The 22,244-nt window shown below is 65.8% G+C and carries 15 protein-coding genes; 10 read left to right on the top strand and 5 right to left on the bottom strand.

Features of this window, described 5'->3' with window-relative positions; all coding sequences use genetic code 11:
- Positions 1 to 39: 39 nt before the first annotated feature.
- From HLH29_RS00565 to parC, 9 genes are all read left to right on the top strand, one after another.
- Positions 40 to 1,686, top strand: a complete 1,647-nt coding sequence (locus HLH29_RS00565) for a ribonuclease J (RefSeq protein WP_182964064.1) — start codon at positions 40 to 42, stop codon at positions 1,684 to 1,686.
- Positions 1,687 to 1,999: 313 nt separating this feature from the next.
- The gene (gene proS / locus HLH29_RS00560; protein WP_182964063.1) at positions 2,000 to 3,316 is read left to right on the top strand and encodes a proline--tRNA ligase; all 1,317 of its coding nucleotides are present in this window, start codon (positions 2,000 to 2,002) and stop codon (positions 3,314 to 3,316) included.
- A 3-nt stretch (positions 3,317 to 3,319) separates the two neighbouring features.
- The gene (locus HLH29_RS00555; RefSeq protein WP_182964062.1) at positions 3,320 to 4,570 is read left to right on the top strand and encodes a lipoprotein-releasing ABC transporter permease subunit; all 1,251 of its coding nucleotides are present in this window, start codon (positions 3,320 to 3,322) and stop codon (positions 4,568 to 4,570) included.
- Entirely contained in the window at positions 4,563 to 5,252 is a 690-nt protein-coding gene (locus tag HLH29_RS00550) for an ABC transporter ATP-binding protein (protein ID WP_182964061.1), read from the top strand. The genes HLH29_RS00555 and HLH29_RS00550 overlap by 8 nt, the downstream gene beginning before the upstream one ends.
- A gap of 164 nt (positions 5,253 to 5,416) precedes the next feature.
- Entirely contained in the window at positions 5,417 to 8,845 is a 3,429-nt protein-coding gene (gene dnaE / locus HLH29_RS00545; RefSeq protein ID WP_182964060.1) for a DNA polymerase III subunit alpha, read from the top strand.
- A gap of 167 nt (positions 8,846 to 9,012) precedes the next feature.
- Positions 9,013 to 9,801, top strand: coding sequence for a 30S ribosomal protein S2 (gene rpsB, locus HLH29_RS00540; RefSeq protein WP_182964058.1), 789 nt, complete (start codon positions 9,013 to 9,015; stop codon positions 9,799 to 9,801).
- 121 nt (positions 9,802 to 9,922) lie between these two features.
- Positions 9,923 to 10,828: a translation elongation factor Ts gene (gene tsf / locus HLH29_RS00535; RefSeq protein WP_182964057.1), complete on the top strand. Its 906-nt coding sequence runs from the start codon at positions 9,923 to 9,925 to the stop codon at positions 10,826 to 10,828.
- 42 nt (positions 10,829 to 10,870) lie between these two features.
- Entirely contained in the window at positions 10,871 to 11,620 is a 750-nt protein-coding gene (recO, locus tag HLH29_RS00530; RefSeq protein WP_182964055.1) for a DNA repair protein RecO, read from the top strand.
- Positions 11,621 to 11,699: 79 nt separating this feature from the next.
- On the top strand, positions 11,700 to 13,919 hold the full coding sequence (gene parC / locus HLH29_RS00525; protein WP_182964053.1) for a DNA topoisomerase IV subunit A: 2,220 nt from the start codon (positions 11,700 to 11,702) through the stop codon (positions 13,917 to 13,919).
- A gap of 20 nt (positions 13,920 to 13,939) precedes the next feature.
- Here the strand turns inward: parC and HLH29_RS00520 are convergent, their stop codons facing one another.
- The 3 genes from HLH29_RS00520 to HLH29_RS00510 form a co-directional block, all read right to left on the bottom strand.
- Positions 13,940 to 14,719 carry an arginyltransferase gene (locus HLH29_RS00520; protein ID WP_182964052.1) on the bottom strand — a complete coding sequence of 260 codons (780 nt, stop codon included), beginning with the start codon at positions 14,717 to 14,719 and terminating at the stop codon, positions 13,940 to 13,942.
- A 193-nt stretch (positions 14,720 to 14,912) separates the two neighbouring features.
- Complete coding sequence (hemB, locus tag HLH29_RS00515; protein ID WP_182964051.1) at positions 14,913 to 15,908, bottom strand: porphobilinogen synthase; 996 nt, start codon at positions 15,906 to 15,908, stop codon at positions 14,913 to 14,915.
- A gap of 99 nt (positions 15,909 to 16,007) precedes the next feature.
- On the bottom strand, positions 16,008 to 17,468 hold the full coding sequence (locus tag HLH29_RS00510; protein WP_182964050.1) for an APC family permease: 1,461 nt from the start codon (positions 17,466 to 17,468) through the stop codon (positions 16,008 to 16,010).
- Positions 17,469 to 17,691: 223 nt separating this feature from the next.
- On the opposite strand from HLH29_RS00510, the gene glyA reads away from it, so the two are divergent.
- Positions 17,692 to 18,990, top strand: coding sequence for a serine hydroxymethyltransferase (glyA, locus tag HLH29_RS00505; protein ID WP_408871927.1), 1,299 nt, complete (start codon positions 17,692 to 17,694; stop codon positions 18,988 to 18,990).
- A 138-nt stretch (positions 18,991 to 19,128) separates the two neighbouring features.
- On the opposite strand, the gene HLH29_RS00500 is transcribed toward glyA, so the two are convergent.
- Both HLH29_RS00500 and HLH29_RS00495 read right to left on the bottom strand, forming a co-directional pair.
- Positions 19,129 to 20,460, bottom strand: a complete 1,332-nt coding sequence (locus HLH29_RS00500; RefSeq protein WP_408871926.1) for a c-type cytochrome — start codon at positions 20,458 to 20,460, stop codon at positions 19,129 to 19,131.
- Positions 20,457 to 22,235 (bottom strand): GMC family oxidoreductase, encoded by a 1,779-nt coding sequence (locus tag HLH29_RS00495; protein WP_182964049.1) that lies wholly within the window; start codon positions 22,233 to 22,235, stop codon positions 20,457 to 20,459. The genes HLH29_RS00500 and HLH29_RS00495 overlap by 4 nt, the downstream gene beginning before the upstream one ends.
- Between the last annotated feature and the right edge of the window lie 9 nt (positions 22,236 to 22,244).

Below are 22,244 nucleotides of genomic sequence, written 5' to 3'. Positions count from 1 at the left end.
TTTCCCGTCATGATTCGTGTTGGTACAAAAGGATAGGTTATGAACGACACCAATGATGGTCTGGCCTTTCTGCCCCTGGGCGGAACGGGCGAGATCGGCATGAATCTGAATCTCTACCGGCTGGGATCCACCTGGCTGGCCATCGATTGCGGTATCGGCTTTTCCGGCAACGACACGCCGGAAGCCGAGATCCTGATGCCGGACCCGGTCTTCATCGTCGAGCGCAAGAACGATCTGGCCGGGCTGGTCATTACCCATGCGCATGAAGACCATCTGGGGGCGGTCGCCCATCTGTGGCCGCGTCTGGGTTGCCCGATCTATGCCACGCCTTTCGCAGCCTCGGTGCTGCGCCGCAAGCTGGGCGAGGCGCATCTGACCCAGCAGGTGAAGATCCACGTCATCGCTCCGGGCGGCGCCTTCAATGTCGGGCCGTTCGACCTGCGCTTCATCCCGGTGACGCATTCGGTGCCCGAGGCGCAGGCGGTGGTGCTGCGCACGCCCCATGGCATTATCGTGCATACCGGCGACTGGAAGTTCGACCCGCAGCCGATGGTGGGGCCGCCCACCGATGTCGCGGCGTTCGAAGCCCTGGGCGACGAGGGCGTGCTGGCCATGGTCTGCGACAGCACCAATGTGATGACCCAGGGGCCGTCGGCGTCGGAATCCGACGTGCGGCGGAGCATGACCGACCTGATCGCCTCGCTGAGCGGGCGCATTGCCGTGACCTGCTTTGCCAGCAACGTGGCCCGCATCGAGACCATCGCCAAGGCGGCGCAGGCGGCCGGCCGGTCGGTGGTGATCGTCGGCCGTTCGCTGCGCAATCTGGACGTGTCGGCGCGGGAATGCGGCTATCTGGCCGATGTGCCACCCTTTTTGTCCGAGCAGGAAGCCAATTCGCTGCCCGACGACGAGGTGGTGATGATCATCACCGGCAGCCAGGGCGAGCCGCGTTCGGCCCTGTCGCGTATCGCCAGCGACAGCCACCCCAACATTTCGCTGGGCGAGGGGGATACGGTCATCTACAGCAGCCGCATGATCCCGGGCAACGAGCAGGCGGTCATGCAGGTGCAGGACAATCTGACCCGGCGTGGTGTGCGGGTGCTGACCGATCGTGACCATCTGGTGCATGTGTCCGGCCATGCCACGGGTGGCGATGTGCGGCGGTTGTTCGACCTGGTGCGGCCGCGCTTTGCGGTGCCGGTGCATGGCGAATGGCGCCACCTGACGGCCAATGCCGCGATCGCGCGCGAAAAGGGTGTGCTGCCGATCCTGCTTGAAGATGGCGACATCCTGAACCTGGCGCCGGGTGCGGTCGAGGTGGTGGATACCGCGCCGACCGGCCGGCTGGTGCTGGATGGCGGGCGGCTGCTGCCGATGAATGGCGGCGTGCTGGCGGCACGCCGGCGCATGCTGTTCAACGGCATCGTGATGGGCAGCTTCGCGGTGGATGACGAGGGCTATCTGATCGGCGACCCGAAGGTGAGCGCGCCCGGACTGCTGGACCCCGAGGACCCCGAGACCTCCCGCCTGACCGAAGAATTCGGCAATGCGCTGGATGAGATCCCCGACGAGCTGCGCCGGGACGACAATACGTTCCGCGAGGCGGCGAAGACAGCGCTGCGTCGTGCGCTGGGGCGGAAACTGCAGAAGCGGCCGCTGGTCGACGTCCATCTGCTGCGGGTCTAGGCCTCTTCGGAAGAGGTGCCCCCAGGAGAGGAGACCGGGAGGGTTGCGGCAGAAAGGTGCGTCGTCCTTCCTGCCGGCCCCGGACGTTTTTCCCTAAACCCGGCGTTTCTCCGGATTGGGTGGCCGCACTTTATGAGCCCTGACCCGGCATGTCACGGGTTGGGGCGGCTCCGGCCCTTCACAGTTGGGTGTTGTTCATCCTGACGCGGGCCGTGTTGCCGGACATGGCGGCGGCGCGGATTCTGGCGTATTCGTCTTGTCCTGAATAACGAACCATCCGGCGCTGCGCCGGTCTTTCGAGGTTGATAACGGTATGCGTCTGTCGCGCGGCTTCCTGCCCACTCTCAAGGAGAATCCTGCCGAGGCGCAGGTCATTTCCCACCGGCTGATGTTGCGGGCCGGGCTGATCCGCCAGACGGCGGCGGGGATCTATGCCTGGTTGCCGGCGGGTTGGCGCGTGCTGCAGAACATTTCGCGCATCGTGCGCGAGGAGCAGGATGCGATCGGGGCGCAGGAACTGCTGATGCCGACCGTCCAGTCGGCCGAATTGTGGAAGCGATCGGGCCGCTATGACGCCTACGGACCGGAAATGCTGCGCATCCAGGACCGGCATGAGCGCGAGCTGCTGTACGGGCCGACCAACGAGGAGATGATCACCGACCTGTTCGGCCAGGTGATCAAATCGTACCGCGAACTGCCGCAGGCGCTGTACCATATCCAGTGGAAGTTCCGCGACGAGGTGCGGCCCCGCTTCGGCGTGATGCGCGGGCGCGAGTTCCTGATGAAGGACGCCTACAGTTTCGATGTCGATTATGCCTCGGCGGTCGATTCCTACCGGCGGATGATGCTGGCCTATCTGCGCACCTTCCAGCGGCTGGGCGTGAAGGCGATCCCGATGGTGGCCGATACCGGGCCGATCGGCGGCGAGCTGAGCCATGAATTCCTGATCCTGGCGCCGACCGGCGAGAGCGGCGTCTTCTTCGACAGTGCGTTCGAGGCGCAGGACTGGCTGTCGGAGCCGGTGGATATCGACGATCGGGAGTCGCTGGACGCGTTCTTCACCCGCATGACCTCGTTCTATGCCGCGACGGACGAGAAGCATGACGAGGCTGCCTGGGCGAATGTGCCGGACGAGCGTCGGCGCGAGGGGCGGGGCATCGAGGTGGGCCATATCTTCCATTTCGGCCGCAAATATACCGAATCGATGGGGATCACCGTCAGCGGGCCGGACGGGGCGCCGCTCTATCCGGAAATGGGGTCGTACGGGATCGGCGTCTCGCGCCTGGTGGCCGCGATCATCGAGGCCAGCCATGACGAGAACGGCATTATCTGGCCCGACAGCGTGGCGCCGTTCCGTGCCGCGATCCTGAACCTGAAATCGGGCGACGCCACCTGCGATGCGATCTGCGAGAAGATCTATGCGGCCGCGCCGGAGAATTTCCTCTACGACGACCGGGGCGAGCGTGCGGGCGTGAAGTTTGCCGATGCCGATTTGATGGGTCATCCGTGGCAGGTCATCGTCGGCCCGCGCGGTGCCAAGGATGGGGTGGTGGAACTGAAGCGCCGCGCCGATGGCACGCGCGTCGAGCTGCCGGTGGATGAGGCCCTGACGCGTATCCTCGGGGGCTGATCCATGTTCGGTCCGTTCGAACGGGCGGTTGCCGGCCGGTATCTGCGGGCTCGCAAGGGCGAGCGGTTCGTATCGGTCATCGCCATCTTCTCGCTGGTCGGCATCGCGCTGGGTGTCGCGACGCTGATCATCGTCATGTCGGTGATGAACGGGTTCAAGGCCGACCTGATGGGACGGATCCTGGGCCTGAACGGTGATCTGAGCCTGTTCGGCGTGAGCCGGACCATCGGGGATTATGACGATCTGGCGGCGACTGTGCGCCAGGTGCCCGGCGTGGTGACCGCGACGCCGCTGATCGAGGGGCAGGCGCTGCTCAACTCGGGCTCGTACAATGCGGGCGGCATGGTGCGGGGCATGACCATGCAGGGGCTGCGGGACCTGCATGAGGTCAGCGATTCGCTGGTGGCCGGGTCGCTGGACAAGTTTGTCGGCAATGACGCGATCATCATCGGCGTGACGCTGGCGGAGCGGGCGGGGCTGTCGGTGGGATCGAAGATCACGCTGATCTCGCCCAACGGGGCGGCGACTCCGTTCGGCACCATGCCGCGCATCCGTGCCTATCACGTGGTCGGCATCTTCGATGCCGGTATGAACGATTATAATGTGGGCTATGTGTTCCTGCCGCTGGCGGCGGCGCAGATCTATTTCGAGATGCCTGCGCAGGTGACGCAGATCCAAGTGATGACGCGGGACCCGACGAATGTGCGGCCGGTGCGTCAGGCGATCGAGCAGGCGGTCGTCGCCGATCCGCGCGTGCGGGTGCTGGACTGGACGCAGAGCAACAATGCGTTCTTTGGCGCCGTGCAGGTGGAACAGAATGTGCTGTTCCTGATCCTGACGCTGATCGTGCTGGTGGCGGCGTTCAATGTGATCTCGTCGCTGATCATGATGGTGAAGGACAAGACCGGGGATATTGCGGTCCTGCGCACCATCGGCGCCACGCGCGGGGCGATCATGCGCATCTTCCTGATGTGCGGGGCTTCGGTCGGGGTGACGGGGACGGCGATCGGCACCGTGATCGGGATCGTGTTCTGTCTGAACATCGAGCGGATCCGCCAGTTCCTGCAATCGCTGACCGGGACCAATCTGTTCAATCCGGAAATCTACTATCTGGAGCGCCTGCCGGCGAAGCTGGTCTGGTCGCAGGTGTTCGAGGTGATCGGCATGGCGCTGGTGCTGTCGCTGCTGGCGACGCTCTATCCATCCTGGCGCGCGGCGCGGACTGATCCGGTGGAGGCCCTGCGCCATGAATGACGCATCCGATATGCCGCTGGTGCTGCGTGATGTGCGCCGCACCTTTCGCAGTGGCGACGAACGGCTGGACGTGCTGCGGGGTGTGGATCTGAGCCTGCGGGCCGGCGAGATCGTGGCGCTGGTTGCGCCGTCCGGCACGGGCAAATCGACTCTGCTGCATCTGGCGGGGCTGCTGGAATCGCCCGATGCGGGCCAGGTTATCGTTGGCGGGCAGGATGCCGGGCGGCTGGGGGATCTGGAACGGACCGCGATCCGTCGGCGCATGATCGGCTTTGTCTATCAGGCGCATCATCTGCTGCCGGAATTCACGGCGCTTGAGAATGTGGTGTTGCCGCAACTGATCGCGGGCGTACGCCGGGCCGATGCGCGGGTGCGGGCGGAGGCGCTGCTGGGCTCGTTCGGGCTGGCGCATCGGCTGGACCATCTGCCCGGGCGTCTGTCCGGTGGCGAGAAGCAGCGGGTGGCGATTGCGCGTGCCCTGGCTAATCGGCCGGGCATTCTGCTGGCCGACGAGCCGACGGGGAATCTGGACGTGAAGACGTCTGGGGCCGTGTTCGATGAATTGCTGCACATGGTTCGGGGGCAGGGGGTGGCGGCGTTGATTGCCACGCATAATGAGGAGCTGGCGGCGCGGATGGATCGCGTGGTGACGTTGCGCGATGGGCAGTTGGTGAGTCTATAGGCGGGTAGGCAGGGTCTTCTTTTTCTGAAGAAAAAGAAGCAAAAAGACTTTTGATTCGTTCAGGGCCTTATAAGGCGCACGTACAAAGCTCCTGAACAGATCAGAAGTTTTTTTGGTTCTTTTTTTCAAAAAAGAACGAAGGGCCTTGTGATAGAATTCCGGGCATGTCCTACGCCGATTTCGTCCATCTTCGTGTCCATTCCGCCTATTCGCTGAGCCAGGGGGCGATCCGGGTGCCGGATATCGCCGGGCTGGCGAAGGACATGCGGATGCCGGCGGTGGCGATCACCGATACGGGCAATCTGTTCGGGGCGCTTGAGTTCTCGCAATATTGCTCGGGCAAGGGCGTGCAGCCGATCATCGGCTGCCAGATCGGCCTGCCGCCGCGCGGGGACAAGCCCGGCCTGCCGGCCGAGCCGGTGGTGCTGCTGGCGCAGGACGATACCGGGTTGATGAACCTGCAATATCTGTCCTCGCAGGGGTTCCTGCAGGGCGATACTGCCGAGCCGACGGTACCGCTGGAGACGCTGTGCGCGCGCGCCGAAGGGTTGATCCTGCTGACCGGGGGCACGCGGGGGCCGCTGTTTCGCCTGCTGGCCGATGGGCAGCAGGCCGAGGCCGCGCGGTGGCTGGAAACGTTGCGGGAGGCGTTTGGCGACCGGCTGGCGGTGGAGTTGCATCGCCATGGCCTGCCGGTCGAGCAGGCGGTGGAGCCGGGCATGATTGCGCTGGCCGACCGGCTGGGGCTGCCGCTGGTGGCGACCAATGAATGTTTCTTCCCCAATCCGGGGATGTACGAGGCGCATGATGCGCTGCTGTGCATCGCGCAGGGGCGCACGATCGCCGAGCGCGACCGCTGGCGGGTGACGCCGGAACATTGGTTCAAGCCGCCCGAGATGATGCGCGAACTGTTCGCCGATCTGCCGGAGGCCTGCGACAACACGCTGGCCATCGCCCGGCGCTGTGCGGTGCGGGTGGAGACGCGCAAGCCGCTGCTGCCGGTATGCCCCAAGGTGCAGCCGGGATCGACCGAAGAGGAAACGCTGCGCGCGATGGCGGCCGAAGGGCTGGAAAACCGCCTTTCGCGCATGACGATGGATGAGGGGACCCGGCAGGTCTATCGCGACCGGTTGACCTTCGAACTCGATATCATCGCGAAGATGGGCTTCCCCGGCTATTTCATGATCGTTGCCGACTTTATCCAGTGGGCGAAGGCGCATGACATTCCGGTGGGGCCGGGGCGTGGATCGGGTGCGGGGTCGCTGGCTGCCTGGGCGCTGACGATCACGGATATCGATCCGATTCCCTTCAACCTGCTGTTCGAGCGGTTCCTGAACCCGGAACGCGTGTCGATGCCCGATTTCGATATCGATTTCTGCCAGGACCGGCGGGACGAGGTGATCCGCTACGTGCGGGGGGAATATGGCCCCGACCGGGTGGCGCAGATCATCACCTTCGGAAAATTGCAGGCGCGGGCGGCGGTGCGCGATGTGGGCCGCGTGCTGGGCCTGCCGTTCGGCATGGTCAACAAGGTTGCGGAGTTGATTCCGAACAATCCGGCCAAGCCCGTGACCCTGAAGCAGGCGATCGAGGGCGAGCCCCGGTTGCAGGAAATGCGCGACGACGACGAGGCGATCCGTCGCCTGCTGGAGATCGGCCAGCAGCTTGAGGGCCTGTATCGGCATGCCAGTACGCATGCTGCCGGCGTGGTGATCGGCGACCGTCAGCTTGTCGAACTGGTGCCGCTCTATCGCGATCCGAAGAGCGACATGCTGGTGACGCAGTACAACATGAAGTTCGTCGAGCAGGCGGGGCTGGTGAAGTTCGACTTCCTGGGCCTGACCACGCTGACGATTCTTCAGCGCGCGGTGCAGTTCCTCAAGGGGCTGGGGGAGACGGTGGAACTGTCCGCCCTGCCGCTGGATGACGCGCTGACCTACGAGATGCTGGCGCGCGGGGATACCGGCGGCGTGTTCCAGTTCGAAGGTGCTGGCATGCGCGACGTTCTGAAGCAGATGCGTCCGACGCGGCTGGAGGATCTGATCGCGGCGGTGGCGCTGTATCGGCCGGGGCCGATGGCCAACATCCCGGATTATTGCCGCCGCAAGCATGGCGAGGCGTGGGAGCCGCCGCACGAGGAGATCCGCTCGATCCTGGAAGAGACCTACGGCATCATGGTCTACCAGGAACAGGTGATGCAGATCGCCCAGAAGATGGCGGGCTACAGCCTGGGCGGCGCCGACCTGCTGCGCCGCGCGATGGGCAAGAAGATCCGCGCCGAGATGGACACGCAGCGCGAGATTTTCACCGAGGGGGCGGTGGGGCGCGGCATCGACCATGACAAGGCGGTCGAGGTCTTCGACCTGATGGCCAAGTTCGCGGATTACGGGTTCAATAAATCCCATGCCGCCGCCTATGCGCTGGTGTCGTACCAGACGGCGTGGATGAAGGCGAACCATCCGGTGCCCTTCCTGGCGGCGTGCATGTCGCTGGCGCGGGAAAAGACCGACAAGCTGGCGGCCCTGCGCCAGGAGGCCGAGCGGCTGGGGATTCCGGTACTGCCGCCCGACATCAACGCTTCGGGCCCGGATTTTACGGTGGAGCGCCTGGCCGATGGGCGGCTGGGCATTCGCTATGCCCTGGCGGCGGTGAAGAAGGTCGGGTTTTCGGCGATGGAGGCGCTGGTGGCGTCGCGTGGCGGGCGCCCGTTCGCCGATCTGGCTGACATGGCTGCGCGGGTCGATCCGCGGCAGTTGAACAAGATGCAGATCGAGAACCTGGCCAAGGCCGGAGCCTTCGATACCATCACCCCTAACCGGCATCTGGTTGCGGCGGCTTCGGAAACCGTGCTGCGCCGCGCGAACGCGCAGGCGGAGGAAGCGGCCAGCGGGCAGATCGGCCTGTTTGGCGGCGGGGGGGCTGCCGCGGCGCCCGAGCCGCTGCGCCTGCCCGACGTGGCCGACTGGCCGGAATTCGAGCGGCTGGGGATGGAGGCGGAGGCGATCGGCTTCCATCTGACGGCGCATCCGCTGGATTCCTATGGGCCGTTGCTGCGCCGGCTGGGGGCGGTGCGGGCCACGGGGCTGGAGGCGGCAGCCCAGGCCGGGCTGACCCGCGTGAAGATCGCGGGGTGCGTGGTCGACCGCAAGGAGCGGCCGACGCGTACAGGCAGCAAGATGGCGTGGGTTCGCCTGTCCGATTCCAGCGGCGGGTGCGAGGTCACGCTGTTTTCCGAGGTTCTGTCGCGCACCCGTGAGATCCTGACCGCCGGGACCGCCATCCTGGTGACGGCGGATCTGCGGCTGGATGGCGAGGCGCTGCGTATCACCGCCAGCGATGTGGTCTCGCTGGAACAGGCGGCGGCCGACGCGGCGGCGGAACTGCGCATCTGGTTCGACCGCGAGGATGCGGTGCCGCCGATCCATGACATCCTGTCCGACAGCAGGGGGGGGCGCGGCAAGGTCGTGCTGTTGCCGTCGGTGGCCGAGACGCGGGATGTCGAGGTGACGTTGCGGGGCGCCTATCGCGTGACGCCGCGCATGGCCCAGACGATCCGGGCGGTGGCGGGTGTCGCGCGCGTGGAGCAAGGCTGAGAGGCGGCTTTCCGCCACGCGCGGCTTGCATTCCGCGGCGAAAATGGCCATAGGACGCCCGTCGGTGGAAACACCGGCAATTCGCACGCGAGGCAATTCCTCTGGTGTCCCCCTGTGGGACCGGGGCCTCGCGGAGGAACAACCAGAAGATCAAGGATTCAGCCGCCATGGCTATGCCCGATTTCACCATGCGCCAACTGCTGGAAGCCGGCGTCCATTTCGGACACCATACCCGTCGCTGGAACCCGCGCATGGCGCCGTTCCTGTTCGGCGTGCGCAACCAGGTCCATATCATCGACCTGCAGCAGACCGTTCCGATGCTGGATCGCGCCCTGAAGGCGATCCGTGACACCGTCGCCGGTGGCGGCCGCGTCCTGTTCGTCGGCACCAAGCGCGCCGCCGCCGACCAGATCGCTGAGGCCGCGAAGCGGTCCGGCCAGTATTACGTCAACCACCGCTGGCTGGGCGGCATGCTGACGAACTGGAAGACCATCACCGGTTCGATCAAGCGCCTGCGCCAGATCGACGACATGCTGAGCGGCGACACGCACGGCCTGACGAAGAAGGAAATCCTGGACATCACCCGCAACCGCGAGAAGCTTGAGCGCTCGCTGGGTGGCATCAAGGAAATGGGCGGCCTGCCGGACATCCTGTTCGTGATCGACACGAACAAGGAGAAGCTGGCGGTCGAGGAAGCCAACAAGCTGGGCATTCCGGTCGTGGCGATCCTGGACAGCAATTCCGACCCGCGCGGCGTGACCTTCCCGATCCCGGGCAATGACGACGCCATCCGCGCCATCGCGCTGTATTGCGAGCTGGTGTCGGGCGCGGTGCTGGACGGCATTTCCGCCGAGCTGGGCGCGTCGGGCGAGGATTTCGGCGCTGCCGAGGAGCTGCCGATCGACACCGCCGCCGAAGTGGCGGCGGCAGAAGCCGAGACCGCCCCGGCGGTCTGATCCCGGCGAACCGGTTGAAGGGACCCTGGCCCATCCACGGGACGGGGTCTTGATGATGATGAAAGCGCGGGCGCGTCCGGCCGGAAGGCAGGACGCGCCCCTGCCTTGAGGAGAGACGGATATGGCGGAGATTACCGCGGCCCTGGTGAAGGAACTTCGTGAGAAGACCGGCGCCGGCATGATGGATTGCAAGAAGGCCCTGAACGAGGCCGCTGGCGAGATCGAAACGGCCATCGACTGGCTGCGCAAGAAGGGTCTGGCCGCCGCGGCGAAGAAGTCGGGCCGTGTCACGGCCGAAGGCCTGGTTGCCGTGGCTTCGGCCCCGAACCGCGCCGCCATCGTCGAAGTGAACGCCGAGACCGACTTCGTCGCCCGCAACGAGAGCTTCCAGGGCTTTGCCGAAGCCGTGGCCAAGGCCGCGCTGACGGCCGGCGAGGATCTGGAGAAGATCAAGGAAGTCATGCTCGAGAGCGGCCGCACGGTTGCCGAGGAACTGACGCACCTGATCGCGACCATCGGCGAGAACATGTCGATCCGCCGCGCCCGCGTGCTGAGCGTGCCGTCGGGCGTCGTGGCCAGCTACATCCACTCGGCCGTTCGTCCGGGCCTGGGCAAGATCGGCGTCCTGGCCGCTATCGAAGCTCCGTCCGAGAGCGAGGCGCTGGAGATTCTGGGTCGCCAGATCGGCATGCATGTGGCCGCGACCCGTCCGGCCGCGCTGGATATCGACAGTGTCGATCCGGCCGCGCTGGAGCGTGAGCGCGCGGTGCTGGTCGAGCAGGCGCGTGCGTCGGGCAAGCCCGAGGCGATCATCGAGAAGATGGTCGATGGCCGTATCCGCAAGTTCTACGAGGAAGTCGTTCTTCTGGAGCAGGTGTGGGTGCATGACGGCGAGAGCCGCGTGCGCAAGGTCGTCGAGAAGGCCGGGGCGAAGCTGAACGGCTTCGAGCGCTTCCAGCTCGGCGAAGGCATCGAGAAGGAAGAGAACGACTTCGCGGCCGAAGTCGCGAAGGCCGCCGGCGGCTGATCGGCGCCCGGCTGACGGCATGAACGGGGCGGGGCCTTCCTGATGGAATGGGAGGCGCCCGCCCTTGTGCTGTCTGCCGCCCCTTATGGCGAGAGCAGCGCCATCGTTCATCTGCTGACCGAGGAGCATGGACTGTTCCACGGTCTGTCGCGCGGCGGTGCCGCGCGCGCCGGGCGGGCCTTGTGGCAGCCCGGCAATCTGGTCCGGGCCGTGTGGCGCGGCCGTCTGCCCGAGCAGTTGGGCAATCTCTCCGGCGAACTGGTGCATGGGTCGGCGGCCCGGGTGATGTCCGCCCCGCTGGCGTTGGCCATGCTGGCCTCGGTCTGCGCGGTGGCCGATGGCAGCCTGCCGGAGCGCGAGCCGCATCCGCGCATCTTTCATCTGCTGACGCGCTTCTTTGCCCTGATCAGCCTGGACCCGGAGATGGCGGCGTGGAACGGCATGGCCGCCCTGCTGCGGTGGGAGGCCTGCCTGCTGGGCGATCTGGGCTATGGGCTCGATCTGTCGGCCTGCGCGGTGACGGGGGCGACGGACGGGCTGGCCTGGGTGTCGCCCCGCACCGGGCGGGCCGTCAGCGACGCAGGGGCCGGTACGTGGCGGCCACGGCTGCTGCGCCTGCCGCCTCTGTTTCTGGACGAGGCCGATCCCGGCACCAGCGCCGACTGGCAGGATGGGTTGCGGCTGACGGGGCATTTCCTGGCGCGCGATGCCTTCGGCCAGCATCACCGGCCGCTGCCCGCCGCGCGGTTGCGGCTGGCGGACATGATCGGGGCGATGGCGGCGCTGGGCTGAGCGCCCATTTGCCGTCCATCCGCCCGATGGACAAATCCTGCGTTTTCTCTATCTGTTCCTCCGGACAGGAGGAGTGCGCATGTCAGTGGAAACCAGTGGCCATATCGAGGAAACCCCCCTCGCGGAAGCGTTGAGCGAGCGCTACCTGGCCTATGCGATGTCCACCATCATGTCGCGGTCGCTGCCCGACGTGCGCGACGGGCTGAAGCCGGTGCATCGGCGGATGATCTACGCGATGCGGCAATTGCGGCTGGACCCGACTGCCGGGTTCAAGAAATGCGCCCGCGTGGTCGGCGATGTGATCGGTAAATACCATCCGCATGGCGATGCCTCGGTCTATGAGGCGCTGGTGCGGCTGGCGCAGGATTTTGCCGTGCGGTACCCGCTGGTCGAAGGGCAGGGGAATTTCGGTTCGATCGACGGCGATAACGCGGCGGCCATGCGGTACACCGAGGCCCGGATGACCGAGGTCGCCCGCGCGCTGTTGCAGGGAATCGACGAGGATTCGGTCGATTTCCGCCCGACCTATGATGGCGAGGAAGAGGAACCGGTCGTCATGCCGGCGGCCTTTCCGAACCTGCTGGCCAATGGCGCGGCGGGAATCGCGGTGGGCATGGCCACCAATATTCCGCCCCATAATGTCGGCGAGATCTGTGACGCGGCGATGCTGCTGGTCCGCAAGCCCGACTCCAGCGTGGCCGACCTGATGGAGTTGATGCCGGGCCCCGATTTCCCGACCGGCGGTGTGATCGTCGAGGATCGGGCGACGCTGTTGCAGGCCTATGAGACCGGGCGCGGCAGCATCCGCATCCGTGCCCGCTGGGGGGTGGAGCAGGGGCGGTTCGGCACCTGGCAGATCGTGGTGACGGAAATTCCGTACCAGGTGCAGAAATCGCGCCTGATCGAGCTGATCGCCGATCTGATGGAACAGAAGAAGCTGCCGCTTCTGGGCGATATCCGCGACGAGAGCACCACCGACATCCGCCTGGTGCTGGAGCCGAAATCGCGCGGCGTCGAGCCCGAAGTGCTGATGGAGACGCTGTTCCGTGCCACGCCGCTGGAAAGCCGGTTCGGCCTGAACATGAACGTGCTGGGGGCCGACCGGGTGCCGGGCGTGCGCGATCTGCGCGAGGTGCTGCAGGCGTGGCTGGACCATCGGCACGAGGTGTTGCAGCGGCGCAGCCGCCACCGGTTGCAGGCGGTGGACCGCCGGCTGGAGATCCTGGACGGTTTCCTGGCGGTCTATCTGAACCTCGATGAGGTGATTCGCATCATTCGCGAGGAGGATGACGCCAAGGCCGGGCTGATGGCGACGTTCTCGCTGACCGAATTGCAGGCGGATTCGATCCTGAACATGCGGTTGCGCAGCCTGCGCCGGCTGGAAGAGATCGAGATCCGCAAGGAACATGCCGACCTGACCGCCGAGCGTGCGGGCCTGAATGCCCTGCTGGAGAGCGAGACCCTGCGCTGGAAGACGATTGCCGGGGAAATCAAGGAGATCCGCAAGGCGTTCGGCAGTGGCAAGCTGGGCGCGCGGCGCACCGAGCTGGCGGCCCCGCCGCGCGCCATCGACGTGTCGGTGGTCGAAGCCGTGGAGCGCGAGCCGCTGACCCTGATCATGTCGGCCAACGGGTGGGTCAAGACCGTCAAGGGTCATGCGGTCGATCCGGCGGCGCAGAAATTCAAGGAGGGGGACAAGTTCCGCCTGGCGGTGGAATGCCAGTCCACCGACCGGCTGTGTTTCTTCGCCACCGATGGCCGGGCCTTTACGGTGCGGGCTGCCGACCTGCCGCGTGGGCGGGGCGACGGCCAGCCGATCCGCCTGCTGGCCGATCTGTCGAACGATGAGGACGTGATCGCGGTGTTCCCGGTGCGCGAGGGCGGGCGGCATCTGCTGGCGTCCAGCGCCGGGCGCGGCCTTGTGGTCCGCGACGAGGACATGGTGGCGGAAAAGCGCACCGGGCGGCAGGTGCTGAACCTGAAGGACGACGAGAGCGCGCGCATCTGCCTGCCGGTCGACGGCGACCATGTGGTGGTGCTGGGCCAGAATCACCGCATGCTGGTCTTCCCGGTGGCGCAATTGCCGGAAATGGCGCGCGGCCTGGGCGTGGCGCTGCAGAAATACAAGGATGGCGGGCTGCTGGATGCGTGCATCCTGTCATCGACCGATGGCGTGGCGTGGCCCGATCCGGCACGGGTGCGCGCCTTTGCCGATTTCCGCGATTATCTGGGCAAGCGGGCCGATGTCGGGCGCGCGGCGCCCGCCTGGGCGACGCGTAAACCTCGTCCGAAGGCATAAGGCCGGGGGTAGGCGTCCCGCTATTCCGGCAGGCCGATCGGGAAGCGGGTCGTGCTGCCGCCATTGGCGGGCAGGTTGGCGGGGTCGAGCGCCGTCCAGCTGCCGTGATGCAGGATTTCCGCCGGGCGGAAGCGGGATTTATAGGCCATCTTGGCGCTGTCGCGAATCCAGTAGCCCAGATAGAGATAGGGCAGGCCCAGGCGCCCGGCATACGTGATCAGGTGCATGATGGCGTATGATCCCAGTGAATGCTCTTCCATGCCGGGGTCGTAGAAGCTGTAGACCGCCGACAGCCCGTCATCCAGCCGGTCGATCAGGCTGACGCAGACGAGCTGGTCTTCCGGGGTGCGGAATTCGACCATCGCCGTATCGACGGGCGTGTCCTCGATCATCGCGCGGTAATCGTAGAAATTCATCGCCGCCATGTCGCCTTCCGCATGGCGGGCGAACTGGTAGCGCTGGAACAGCACGAACTGCTCGGTCGTAGCGTGGGCCGGGACTTCGAACCCTTCGATCGTCGCGTTGCGGCGCAGGGTGCGGCGTTGCGTCCGGTCGGGGCTGAACGTGGCGACCGGGACCCGGATGGGTACGCAGGCATTGCACGACGGACAGACCGGGGCATAGGCGATGGTGTGGCTGCGCCGGAACCCGGCGCGCGACAGGCGGTTGTGCAGCCGTTCGGCGTCCGGGCCGCCGATATCGGTCACGACCTTGCGTTCCATGCGACCGGAAACATAGGGGCATGGCATGGGAGCGGTCGTGTAGAAAAGCTGCGGGCGACGCGGCGATGTATAGGTCATACGCCTCCTCGACTGGCTTCAGCGCCCCATACGGGCCGGGGATGACAACGCGCCCCGTACATAACCTGAAGCGTCGCGAGGCAGCGGTCCGACCGATGGTAACGGCAAAGGAACCGGCTTGCATCACAAACCGCCATGAGAATGACGATTTGTGACGTGCGCATGACGGGGGGCTGCTGGCGGCTCCGGCGGATCAGCCGTCGCGCAGGCGGCGGGCGGCCTCGACCGCGAAATAGGTCAGCACGCCGCTGGCACCCGCGCGGCGGAAGGCCAGCAGGCTTTCCAGCATCGTGCGCTCCGGGTCCAGCCAACCATTTTCCATGGCGGCGGTCAGCATCGCATATTCGCCCGACACCTGATAGGCGAAGGTGGGCACGGCGAAGCGGTCGTGGACGCGGCGGATGACGTCCAGATAGGGCATGCCCGGCTTGACCATCACCATGTCCGCGCCTTCGGCCAGGTCCAGCGCCACTTCGCGCAGGGCCTCGTCGCTGTTGGCCGGGTCCATCTGGTAGGTCTTCTTGTCGCCTTTCAGCAGGCCGCCCGAGCCCAGGGCGTCGCGGAACGGGCCGTAGAAGGCGCTGGCATATTTGGCGGCGTAGGACATGATCCGTGTGCCGACCAGGCCCTGGGCGTCCAGGTCGCGCCGGATGGCGCCGATGCGGCCGTCCATCATGTCGGAGGGGGCGATGATGTCGATTCCCGCCGCCGCCTGGTTGACGGCCTGCCGCGACAGCACATCGACGGATTCGTCATTGACCACGTAGCCGTCGCGGATCAGCCCGTCATGGCCGTGGTCGGTATAGGGGTCCAGCGCCACGTCACCGATCAGGCCCATTTCGGGGAATTCGCGCTTCAGCAGGCGGGCGGCGCGGCACATCAGATTGTCCGGATTGACGGCCTCGGACCCTTTTTCGTCGCGCTGGCTGGTGGGGGTGATGGGGAACAGGGCGAGGGCCGGAATGTCCAGCTTCGCCGCCGGTTCGACATGGGCGGCCAGCCGGTCCAGCGTCACGCGGCGCACGCCGGGCATCGATGCCACGTCGGTCTGGCTGTCGGTGCCTTCCATGACGAAGATCGGCCAGATCAGGTTGTCGACCGTCAGTTTCGTCTCGGCGACCAGGCGGCGGGTAAACGGGTCCTGGCGGTTGCGGCGCAGGCGGGTGGTGGGAAACTGGCCGAGCGTCATGATGCGGTCTCCGGAAATGACCGGCATATTATGGAACGCGTTCACCAGCGTGGCCAGACGCGCGGGGCGGGAGCCGATATGCCCCGCGCCCGCCGCCGGTCAGCTATTCTGGGCCAGGTGGCTGTTGCGCCGGCTGTAGCCGAAATAGATCGCCATGCCGATGACCAGCCAGACCGCCAGCCGGATCCAGGTCAGCCCGTCCAGCGACAGCATGACCGCCATACAGCAGACGATGCCGAGGATGGGGATGGTCGGGCCGCCGGGCACACGGAAGCGGCGTTCCATGTCCGGGGCGCTGCGGCGCAGGAACATGACGCCGATACAGACGATGACGAAGGCCAGCAGGGTGCCGATCGAGGTCATGTGGGCGAGCTGGTCGATGGGCAGGAACGCTGCCAGCGCGCCGGTCAGGACCATGAACAGCAGGTTGGAATACCACGGCGTGCGCCATGTGGGGTGGATGGAGGCGAACAGGCGCGGCAGCAGCCCGTCACGCGACATGGCGTAGAAGACGCGGCTCTGGCCCAGCAGCAGGACCAGCAGGACCGAGGTGAAGCCGCAGATGATGCCGAACTTCACCGCCAGCTTCAGCCAGGCGAAGGGGGTCTGGTCGATCGCGGTGGCGACTGGTGCCGCGTCACCCAGCATGTCCTTGTAGTTCACCAGTCCTGTCAGCACGAGCGAGAACAGGACATAGGCGACTGTGCAGATCAGCAGGCTGCCCAGGATGCCGATCGGCATGTCGCGCCCGGGATTGCGGGCTTCCTGCGCCGCCGTGGAGACGGCGTCGAAGCCTACATAGGCAAAGAAGATGGTGCCGGCCGCGCGCATGATGCCCGAGAGGCCGAAATGGCCGAAGGTGCCGGTATTGTCCGGAATGAAGGGGACGTAGTTCGCGGTCTTGATATAGGGCACGCCGAAGGCGACGACGGCGATGATGATCGCCAGCTTCACCACCACGATGACGGCATTGACCCGCGCCGATTCGGACACGCCCCGGATCAGGAGCGCCGAGACGACGCAGATGATGAAGGCCGCCGGCAGGTTCATCAGCCCCGCCACGTGGCTGCCGTCGGGTAGCGCGACCGTCTCGAAGGGGGAAGCGAGCAGCCTGGGTGGAAGCGAAATCCCCCAACTGCCCAACAACGACGCGACGTAGCGTGACCAGCTGACCGACACGGCGGCGGCGCCGACGGCATATTCCAGCACCAGGTCCCAGCCGATGATCCAGGCCACGACCTCGCCCAGCGCCATGTAGGCATAGCTGTAGGCGCTGCCGGCGATGGGGATCATGCTGGCCAGTTCGCTGTAGCACAGCCCGGCGAAGCCGCAGGCGATGGCGGCGACGATATAGGACAGCACCACGGCGGGGCCCGCATTCTCCGACGCGGCGATGCCGGTGAGCGAGAACAGGCCGGCACCGATGGTGCAGCCGATTCCCAGCGCGATCAGGCTGGCCGGGCCGAGGACCCGCCGCAGGCCCTGCGTATCGGACGGAATTTCGATTCGTTTGCGGCGTAGCAGGCTCGAGCTGGAACGAGTGACGGGCGGCTGCGCCATGCAGGGCGTCTCCTGATAAGGGAATGTCGGACGGGAACAAACCGGGTCGCGGCGCGACCGGCAGGCGGATATCGGCTATTCGGCGTGTGGCCTCTCCGGCGTGGAGACGCTAGAATGCGCGAAATTGCAATGACGCGCGGATCAAGGACGTGCGGACAGGGGCCACTGGAACTCTTCTGGGGGACGGGCTGAAGCGTTGCATGAAAGTTTGGAGATTATAACGATGCCGGACCAGATGAGCCAGAGCGGGTTGCAGTCCTATTTCCGCGCCCCCCTTTCCGAACGCGATCCGGCGGTGGCCGGGATGATCACGGGCGAGCTGGAGCGGCAGCGTGACGGGATCGAGCTGATCGCCAGCGAGAACATGGTCTCGCTGGCCGTTCTGGAGGCCCAGGGCAGCGTCCTGACCAACAAATATGCCGAGGGTTATCCGGGCCGCCGCTATTATGGCGGCTGTGTCGAGGTGGACAAGGTCGAGTCCCTGGCGATCGAGCGGGTGAAGACGCTGTTCGGGGCCGGGTTCGCCAATGTGCAGCCGCATTCCGGCGCCAATGCCAATCAGGCGGCCTTCATGGCACTGGTCAGCCCCGGCGACACCATCCTGGGCATGAGCCTGGCGGCCGGTGGCCATCTGACGCACGGGGCGGCGCCGAACTATTCCGGCAAGTGGTTCAATGCTGTGCAGTACGGCGTCCGGCAGGAGGATGGGCTGCTCGATTACGAGGGGATGGAGCGCCTGGCCCGCGCCGAGCGGCCGAAGCTGATCGTGGCGGGTGGCTCGGCCTATCCGCGCGTGATCGACTTCGCGCGCTTCCGCGCCATCGCGGACGAGGTCGGGGCCTTCCTGATGGTCGACATGGCCCATTTCGCGGGGCTGGTGGCGGCTGGCCTGTATCCTTCGCCGGTGCCGCATGCCCATATCGTGACCAGCACCACGCACAAGACACTGCGCGGTCCGCGCGGCGGGCTGATCCTGACCAACGATGCCGACCTGGCGAAGAAGATCAATTCGGCGGTGTTCCCCGGCCTGCAGGGTGGACCGCTGATGCATGTCATCGCGGCCAAGGCGGTGGCGTTCGGCGAGGCCCTGCAGCCGGAATTCCGCACCTATCAGGAAGCGGTGGCGGCGAATGCCAACGTGCTGGCCGAGACGCTGCTGGCGCGCGGCTTCGACATCGTGACCGGCGGCACCGACAGCCATCTGCTGCTGGTCGATCTGCGCCCCAAGAAGGTGACCGGCCGCGCCGCCGAGCGCGCCCTGGAGCGCGCCGGGATCACGGCGAACAAGAACGCGGTGCCGTTCGACCCGGAGAAGCCGGCGGTGACGTCTGGCATTCGTCTCGGCAGCCCGGCCGCCACCGCACGCGGATTCGGTGTCGAGGAATTCCGCGCGATCGGCGTGATGATCGACGAGGTTCTGACCGCCGTGGCCGAGAAGGGCGATGAAGGATGCGCCGCGACCGAGCAGGCGGTGCATGAGCGGGTGAAGGCACTCTGTGCCCGCTTCCCCATCTATCGCTGAATTTCGCCTGATTTAGAAAAAAAGAACGGGCGCCGGAGAGGATCCGGCGCCCGTTTTTTTTTGGGGGAGCGTTTGCCGCCGCCTTTTGGTGCCCGGAGAGTATGTCGGGCACCTTGGTCGAGAAGCGTTTCCGCTGGTTCAGTTCAGCGGAACGGGCTTTTCCTCCAGGACCCGGGGTGGGGCGGATTTCTGCAGGCTCGTGACCGTCGCGGCATCGACGGGGGAGGCATTGTTGCCCCAGGCGCCACGGATGAACGTCACCACATCCGCAATCTGCTGCGCGCTGAGCATCTGGCTGTAGGACGGCATGACGAATGCCGATGGCGCCTTGCTCATGCCCGGAAGGGTCGCGCCGCTTTGCACGATATGAACCAGGGAGTCCGGCTGGTCGCTCATGACGACGGGATTGCCGGCGAGCGGAGGGAAGGCCGGTGCGTAGCCGTGGCCGTCCGTGCGGTGGCAGGCGGCGCAATGATCGACATACACCTTGGCGCCACGGGCCGAGGCATCGCCGTGCTGCAAGGCCGCCGCTGCTGCGGAGTCGTAATGCCATGCCGGCGCGTTCGGGCTGTTGGGCTGGAGAGAGCGGAGATATTGCGCCATGGCGCGCAGGTCTTCCGGGCTGAGATGCTGCGTGCCGTGATAGACGGCATCGGTCATGCCGCCGAAGGCTTCACCTTTCTGGTTCCGCCCTGTCGACAGGAACGCAACGATGTCATCCTCGGACCAGGCCGCCAGGCCGCTGCGCTGATCCTGGCGCAGGCTGGTCGGCACGAAACCGTCGATCGGCGCGCCGCCTGACAGGAAGACCGTTCCCGTGCTGGCGGACAGGGCTTTCTCCTGCAAGGCGATACCGCGCGGGGAATGGCAGGCGCCGCAATGGCCGGGGCCTTCCACCAGATAGGCGCCACGGGCGATGGCGGGGGTGGGGAAGGTGCGATTGACGTCTTTCTGCGCCGAGGCGACGGAGGGCGCGAAGACCGCGCGCCAGAACATCATCGGCCAGCGCATCGACATCGGCCAGGGAATGCCGTTGGCAGGGGCAGCCTGGGCGACCGGCTGAACGCCTTTCATGAAATAGACGTAGAGCGCGTGAATGTCGCTGTCGCTCATGCGGGCATAGGACGGGAACGGCATGGCGGGGTAGAGGCTCGCCCCGTCGCGACGGACACCTTCACGCACGGCGCGGGCGAACTCGGCCTCGGAATAGGCGCCGATGCCATGCGCCGGGTCGGGCGAGATATTGGAGGAATAGATCGATCCAATGGGGAGCTTGAATTCCATCCTGCCCGCGAAGGGGCGGCCGCCCTTGATGGTGTGGCAGGCGCTGCAATCGGAGGCTTCCGCGACATATCGCCCCTTGGCGACCAGATCCTCAGCAGAGTCCGCGCGCGCCTGCGGCATGTGGGCAAGCACGAGAAGGGCAGCGGCGCCAAGAGCGGTCGTGAACGAGAATGTGCAGTGTTTCATGCTTGCACCATGGGGCCGGGGTTTTTCAGATAGGTCGTGCGGATGTGATAGGCTGCCCAATAGGCGAGCGCGGCCACCATGCCGGTCGGATTGTATCCCATGCCCTGCGGGAACGCGCTGGCGCCGATGACGAAGACGTTCGAGACGTCCCAGCTTTGCAGGTAGCGGTTGATGGCGCTCGTCTTCGGGTCGGCCCCCATGACGGCGCCGCCGCCCAGATGGGTCGTCTGATAGCGGCGGGTATCGAAGACGTCGTTGGCGTGGAGTTGGCCCAGCGCGTACCGTGTCGCCCCCATTTCCTTCATGATGGGCTCGATCTTGCTCACCACATACTGGTTCATCCGGATATCGTTGTCTTTCCAGGTGAACGTCATTCTGAGCAGGGGCTGCCCGTAGGCGTTCTTGTATGTCGGGTCGAGGTCCAGATAGATGTCCCGATACGCCATGTTGCTGCCGTGGGCGTCGATCGTGAGCGAATGGCGGTAGGTCTCCACCATGGCGTCCTTGTAGCCTTCGCCCCAGGTCGGGGCTTTTCCGCCCGGCCCGCCGATGGCGGCGGCGATCGGCTTGACGCCGGCCTGATTGACCCACACGGGCGAGCCCCCCACGAAGCCGAGGGGGCCGTGATCGAAATTCATGCTGTTGAAATCATCGATGGCGACACCCGCGCCACCGGCACCGACGAACAGGTTGGTGTACTGCTTGGAGGGAAGCCAGGCGCGGGAGGTCGTGATCGTCTGGTAAACGAAATTCCGTCCGATCGTTCCCGTGTTCTTGACCGGGTCATACGGCTCGCCGATTCCGGAAAGCAGCATGAGATGAACGTTGTGGAACTGAAAGGCGCTGATGATGACGAGGTCGGCCTGCAATTGGACCTGCTGGTTGGTGCGCAGATCCAGATAGGTGACGCCCGTCGCCTTCTTGCCGTCGCTGTCGAGATCGACTTTCAGGACATGGGCTTTGGTGATCAGCGTGAATTTCGGATCCTGGCGCAGGGCGGGCAGGATGTTCACGTTGGGGGAGGCCTTGGAGTACATGTAGCAATCGTAGCCGCTGCAATATCCGCAGAAATTGCACGGCCCCATCTGCACGCCATAGGGGTTCGTATATTGGGCCGAGGCATTGGCCGCCGGCAGGGAATAGGGGTGATAGCCCACATTGGCGGCCGCCTTCTTGAAGAGGCTGGCGGAGTAGACGTCTCTCATCGCCGGCAGGGGAAAGGCGTCGGAGCGATCCGGGGCGAAGGGATTGCCGGTGCCGGCGACCTTGCCCTTGATGGTGTAGGGCTCGCCCGACGTGCCGAAGACTTTCTCCGCCTTGTCGAAGAAGGGCTCCAGTTCCTCATAGGTCACGTCGTAATCCTGAAGGTTCATGCCTTCGGGAATGAAGCTCTTGCCGTATCTGGCCACGACGTTGGTGCGGAGCGCCAGATCGTCCGGCGCGACGCGGAAATGGACGCCCGACCAGTGAAGCCCGGCACCGCCGACGCCTTCGCCGGGCAGGAAGGCCGCAAGGCGCCGATAGGGCACCGCGGTCTGGTCGATCGTGTTGCGAATGGTGACCGTCGACTGGGACAGGTTCTGGAAAAGCCGGTGGCGGATGGCGCCGCGGAGTTCGTCGATGGAGGTGGGGTAATCGCCTTCCACGGCCGTCGCACGGTCTTCTCCCCGTTCCAGAATGGTGACCGAGAGGCCGGCCTCGGTCAGTTCCTTGGCAAGAATCGATCCCGCCCAGCCTGCACCGATCACGATGGCGTCGGTCTTCTTCGTGGTCATGATATGAAA

Source organism: Gluconacetobacter tumulicola, from assembly GCF_014174215.1.
GTDB lineage: Bacteria > Pseudomonadota > Alphaproteobacteria > Acetobacterales > Acetobacteraceae > Gluconacetobacter > Gluconacetobacter tumulicola.
Note: the sequence above shows the minus strand (reverse complement) of the source record. Positions and strands in the feature narration are given on the sequence as shown.

Excerpts from the sequence above, each read along its gene's own strand:
- HLH29_RS00510 (WP_182964050.1), bottom strand. The coding sequence starts at position 17,468 with ATGGCGCAGCCGCCCGTCACTCGTTCCAGCTCGAGCCTGCTACGCCGC.
- recO (WP_182964055.1), top strand. The coding sequence starts at position 10,871 with ATGGAATGGGAGGCGCCCGCCCTTGTGCTGTCTGCCGCCCCTTATGGC.
- HLH29_RS00500 (WP_408871926.1), bottom strand. The coding sequence starts at position 20,460 with ATGAAACACTGCACATTCTCGTTCACGACCGCTCTTGGCGCCGCTGCC.
- HLH29_RS00550 (WP_182964061.1), top strand. The coding sequence starts at position 4,563 with ATGAATGACGCATCCGATATGCCGCTGGTGCTGCGTGATGTGCGCCGC.
- dnaE (WP_182964060.1), top strand. The coding sequence starts at position 5,417 with ATGTCCTACGCCGATTTCGTCCATCTTCGTGTCCATTCCGCCTATTCG.
- parC (WP_182964053.1), top strand. The coding sequence starts at position 11,700 with ATGTCAGTGGAAACCAGTGGCCATATCGAGGAAACCCCCCTCGCGGAA.
- tsf (WP_182964057.1), top strand. The coding sequence starts at position 9,923 with ATGGCGGAGATTACCGCGGCCCTGGTGAAGGAACTTCGTGAGAAGACC.
- hemB (WP_182964051.1), bottom strand. The coding sequence starts at position 15,908 with ATGACGCTCGGCCAGTTTCCCACCACCCGCCTGCGCCGCAACCGCCAG.
- HLH29_RS00555 (WP_182964062.1), top strand. The coding sequence starts at position 3,320 with ATGTTCGGTCCGTTCGAACGGGCGGTTGCCGGCCGGTATCTGCGGGCT.
- HLH29_RS00520 (WP_182964052.1), bottom strand. The coding sequence starts at position 14,719 with ATGACCTATACATCGCCGCGTCGCCCGCAGCTTTTCTACACGACCGCT.
- HLH29_RS00495 (WP_182964049.1), bottom strand. The coding sequence starts at position 22,235 with ATGACCACGAAGAAGACCGACGCCATCGTGATCGGTGCAGGCTGGGCG.
- rpsB (WP_182964058.1), top strand. The coding sequence starts at position 9,013 with ATGGCTATGCCCGATTTCACCATGCGCCAACTGCTGGAAGCCGGCGTC.
- proS (WP_182964063.1), top strand. The coding sequence starts at position 2,000 with ATGCGTCTGTCGCGCGGCTTCCTGCCCACTCTCAAGGAGAATCCTGCC.
- glyA (WP_408871927.1), top strand. The coding sequence starts at position 17,692 with ATGCCGGACCAGATGAGCCAGAGCGGGTTGCAGTCCTATTTCCGCGCC.
- HLH29_RS00565 (WP_182964064.1), top strand. The coding sequence starts at position 40 with ATGAACGACACCAATGATGGTCTGGCCTTTCTGCCCCTGGGCGGAACG.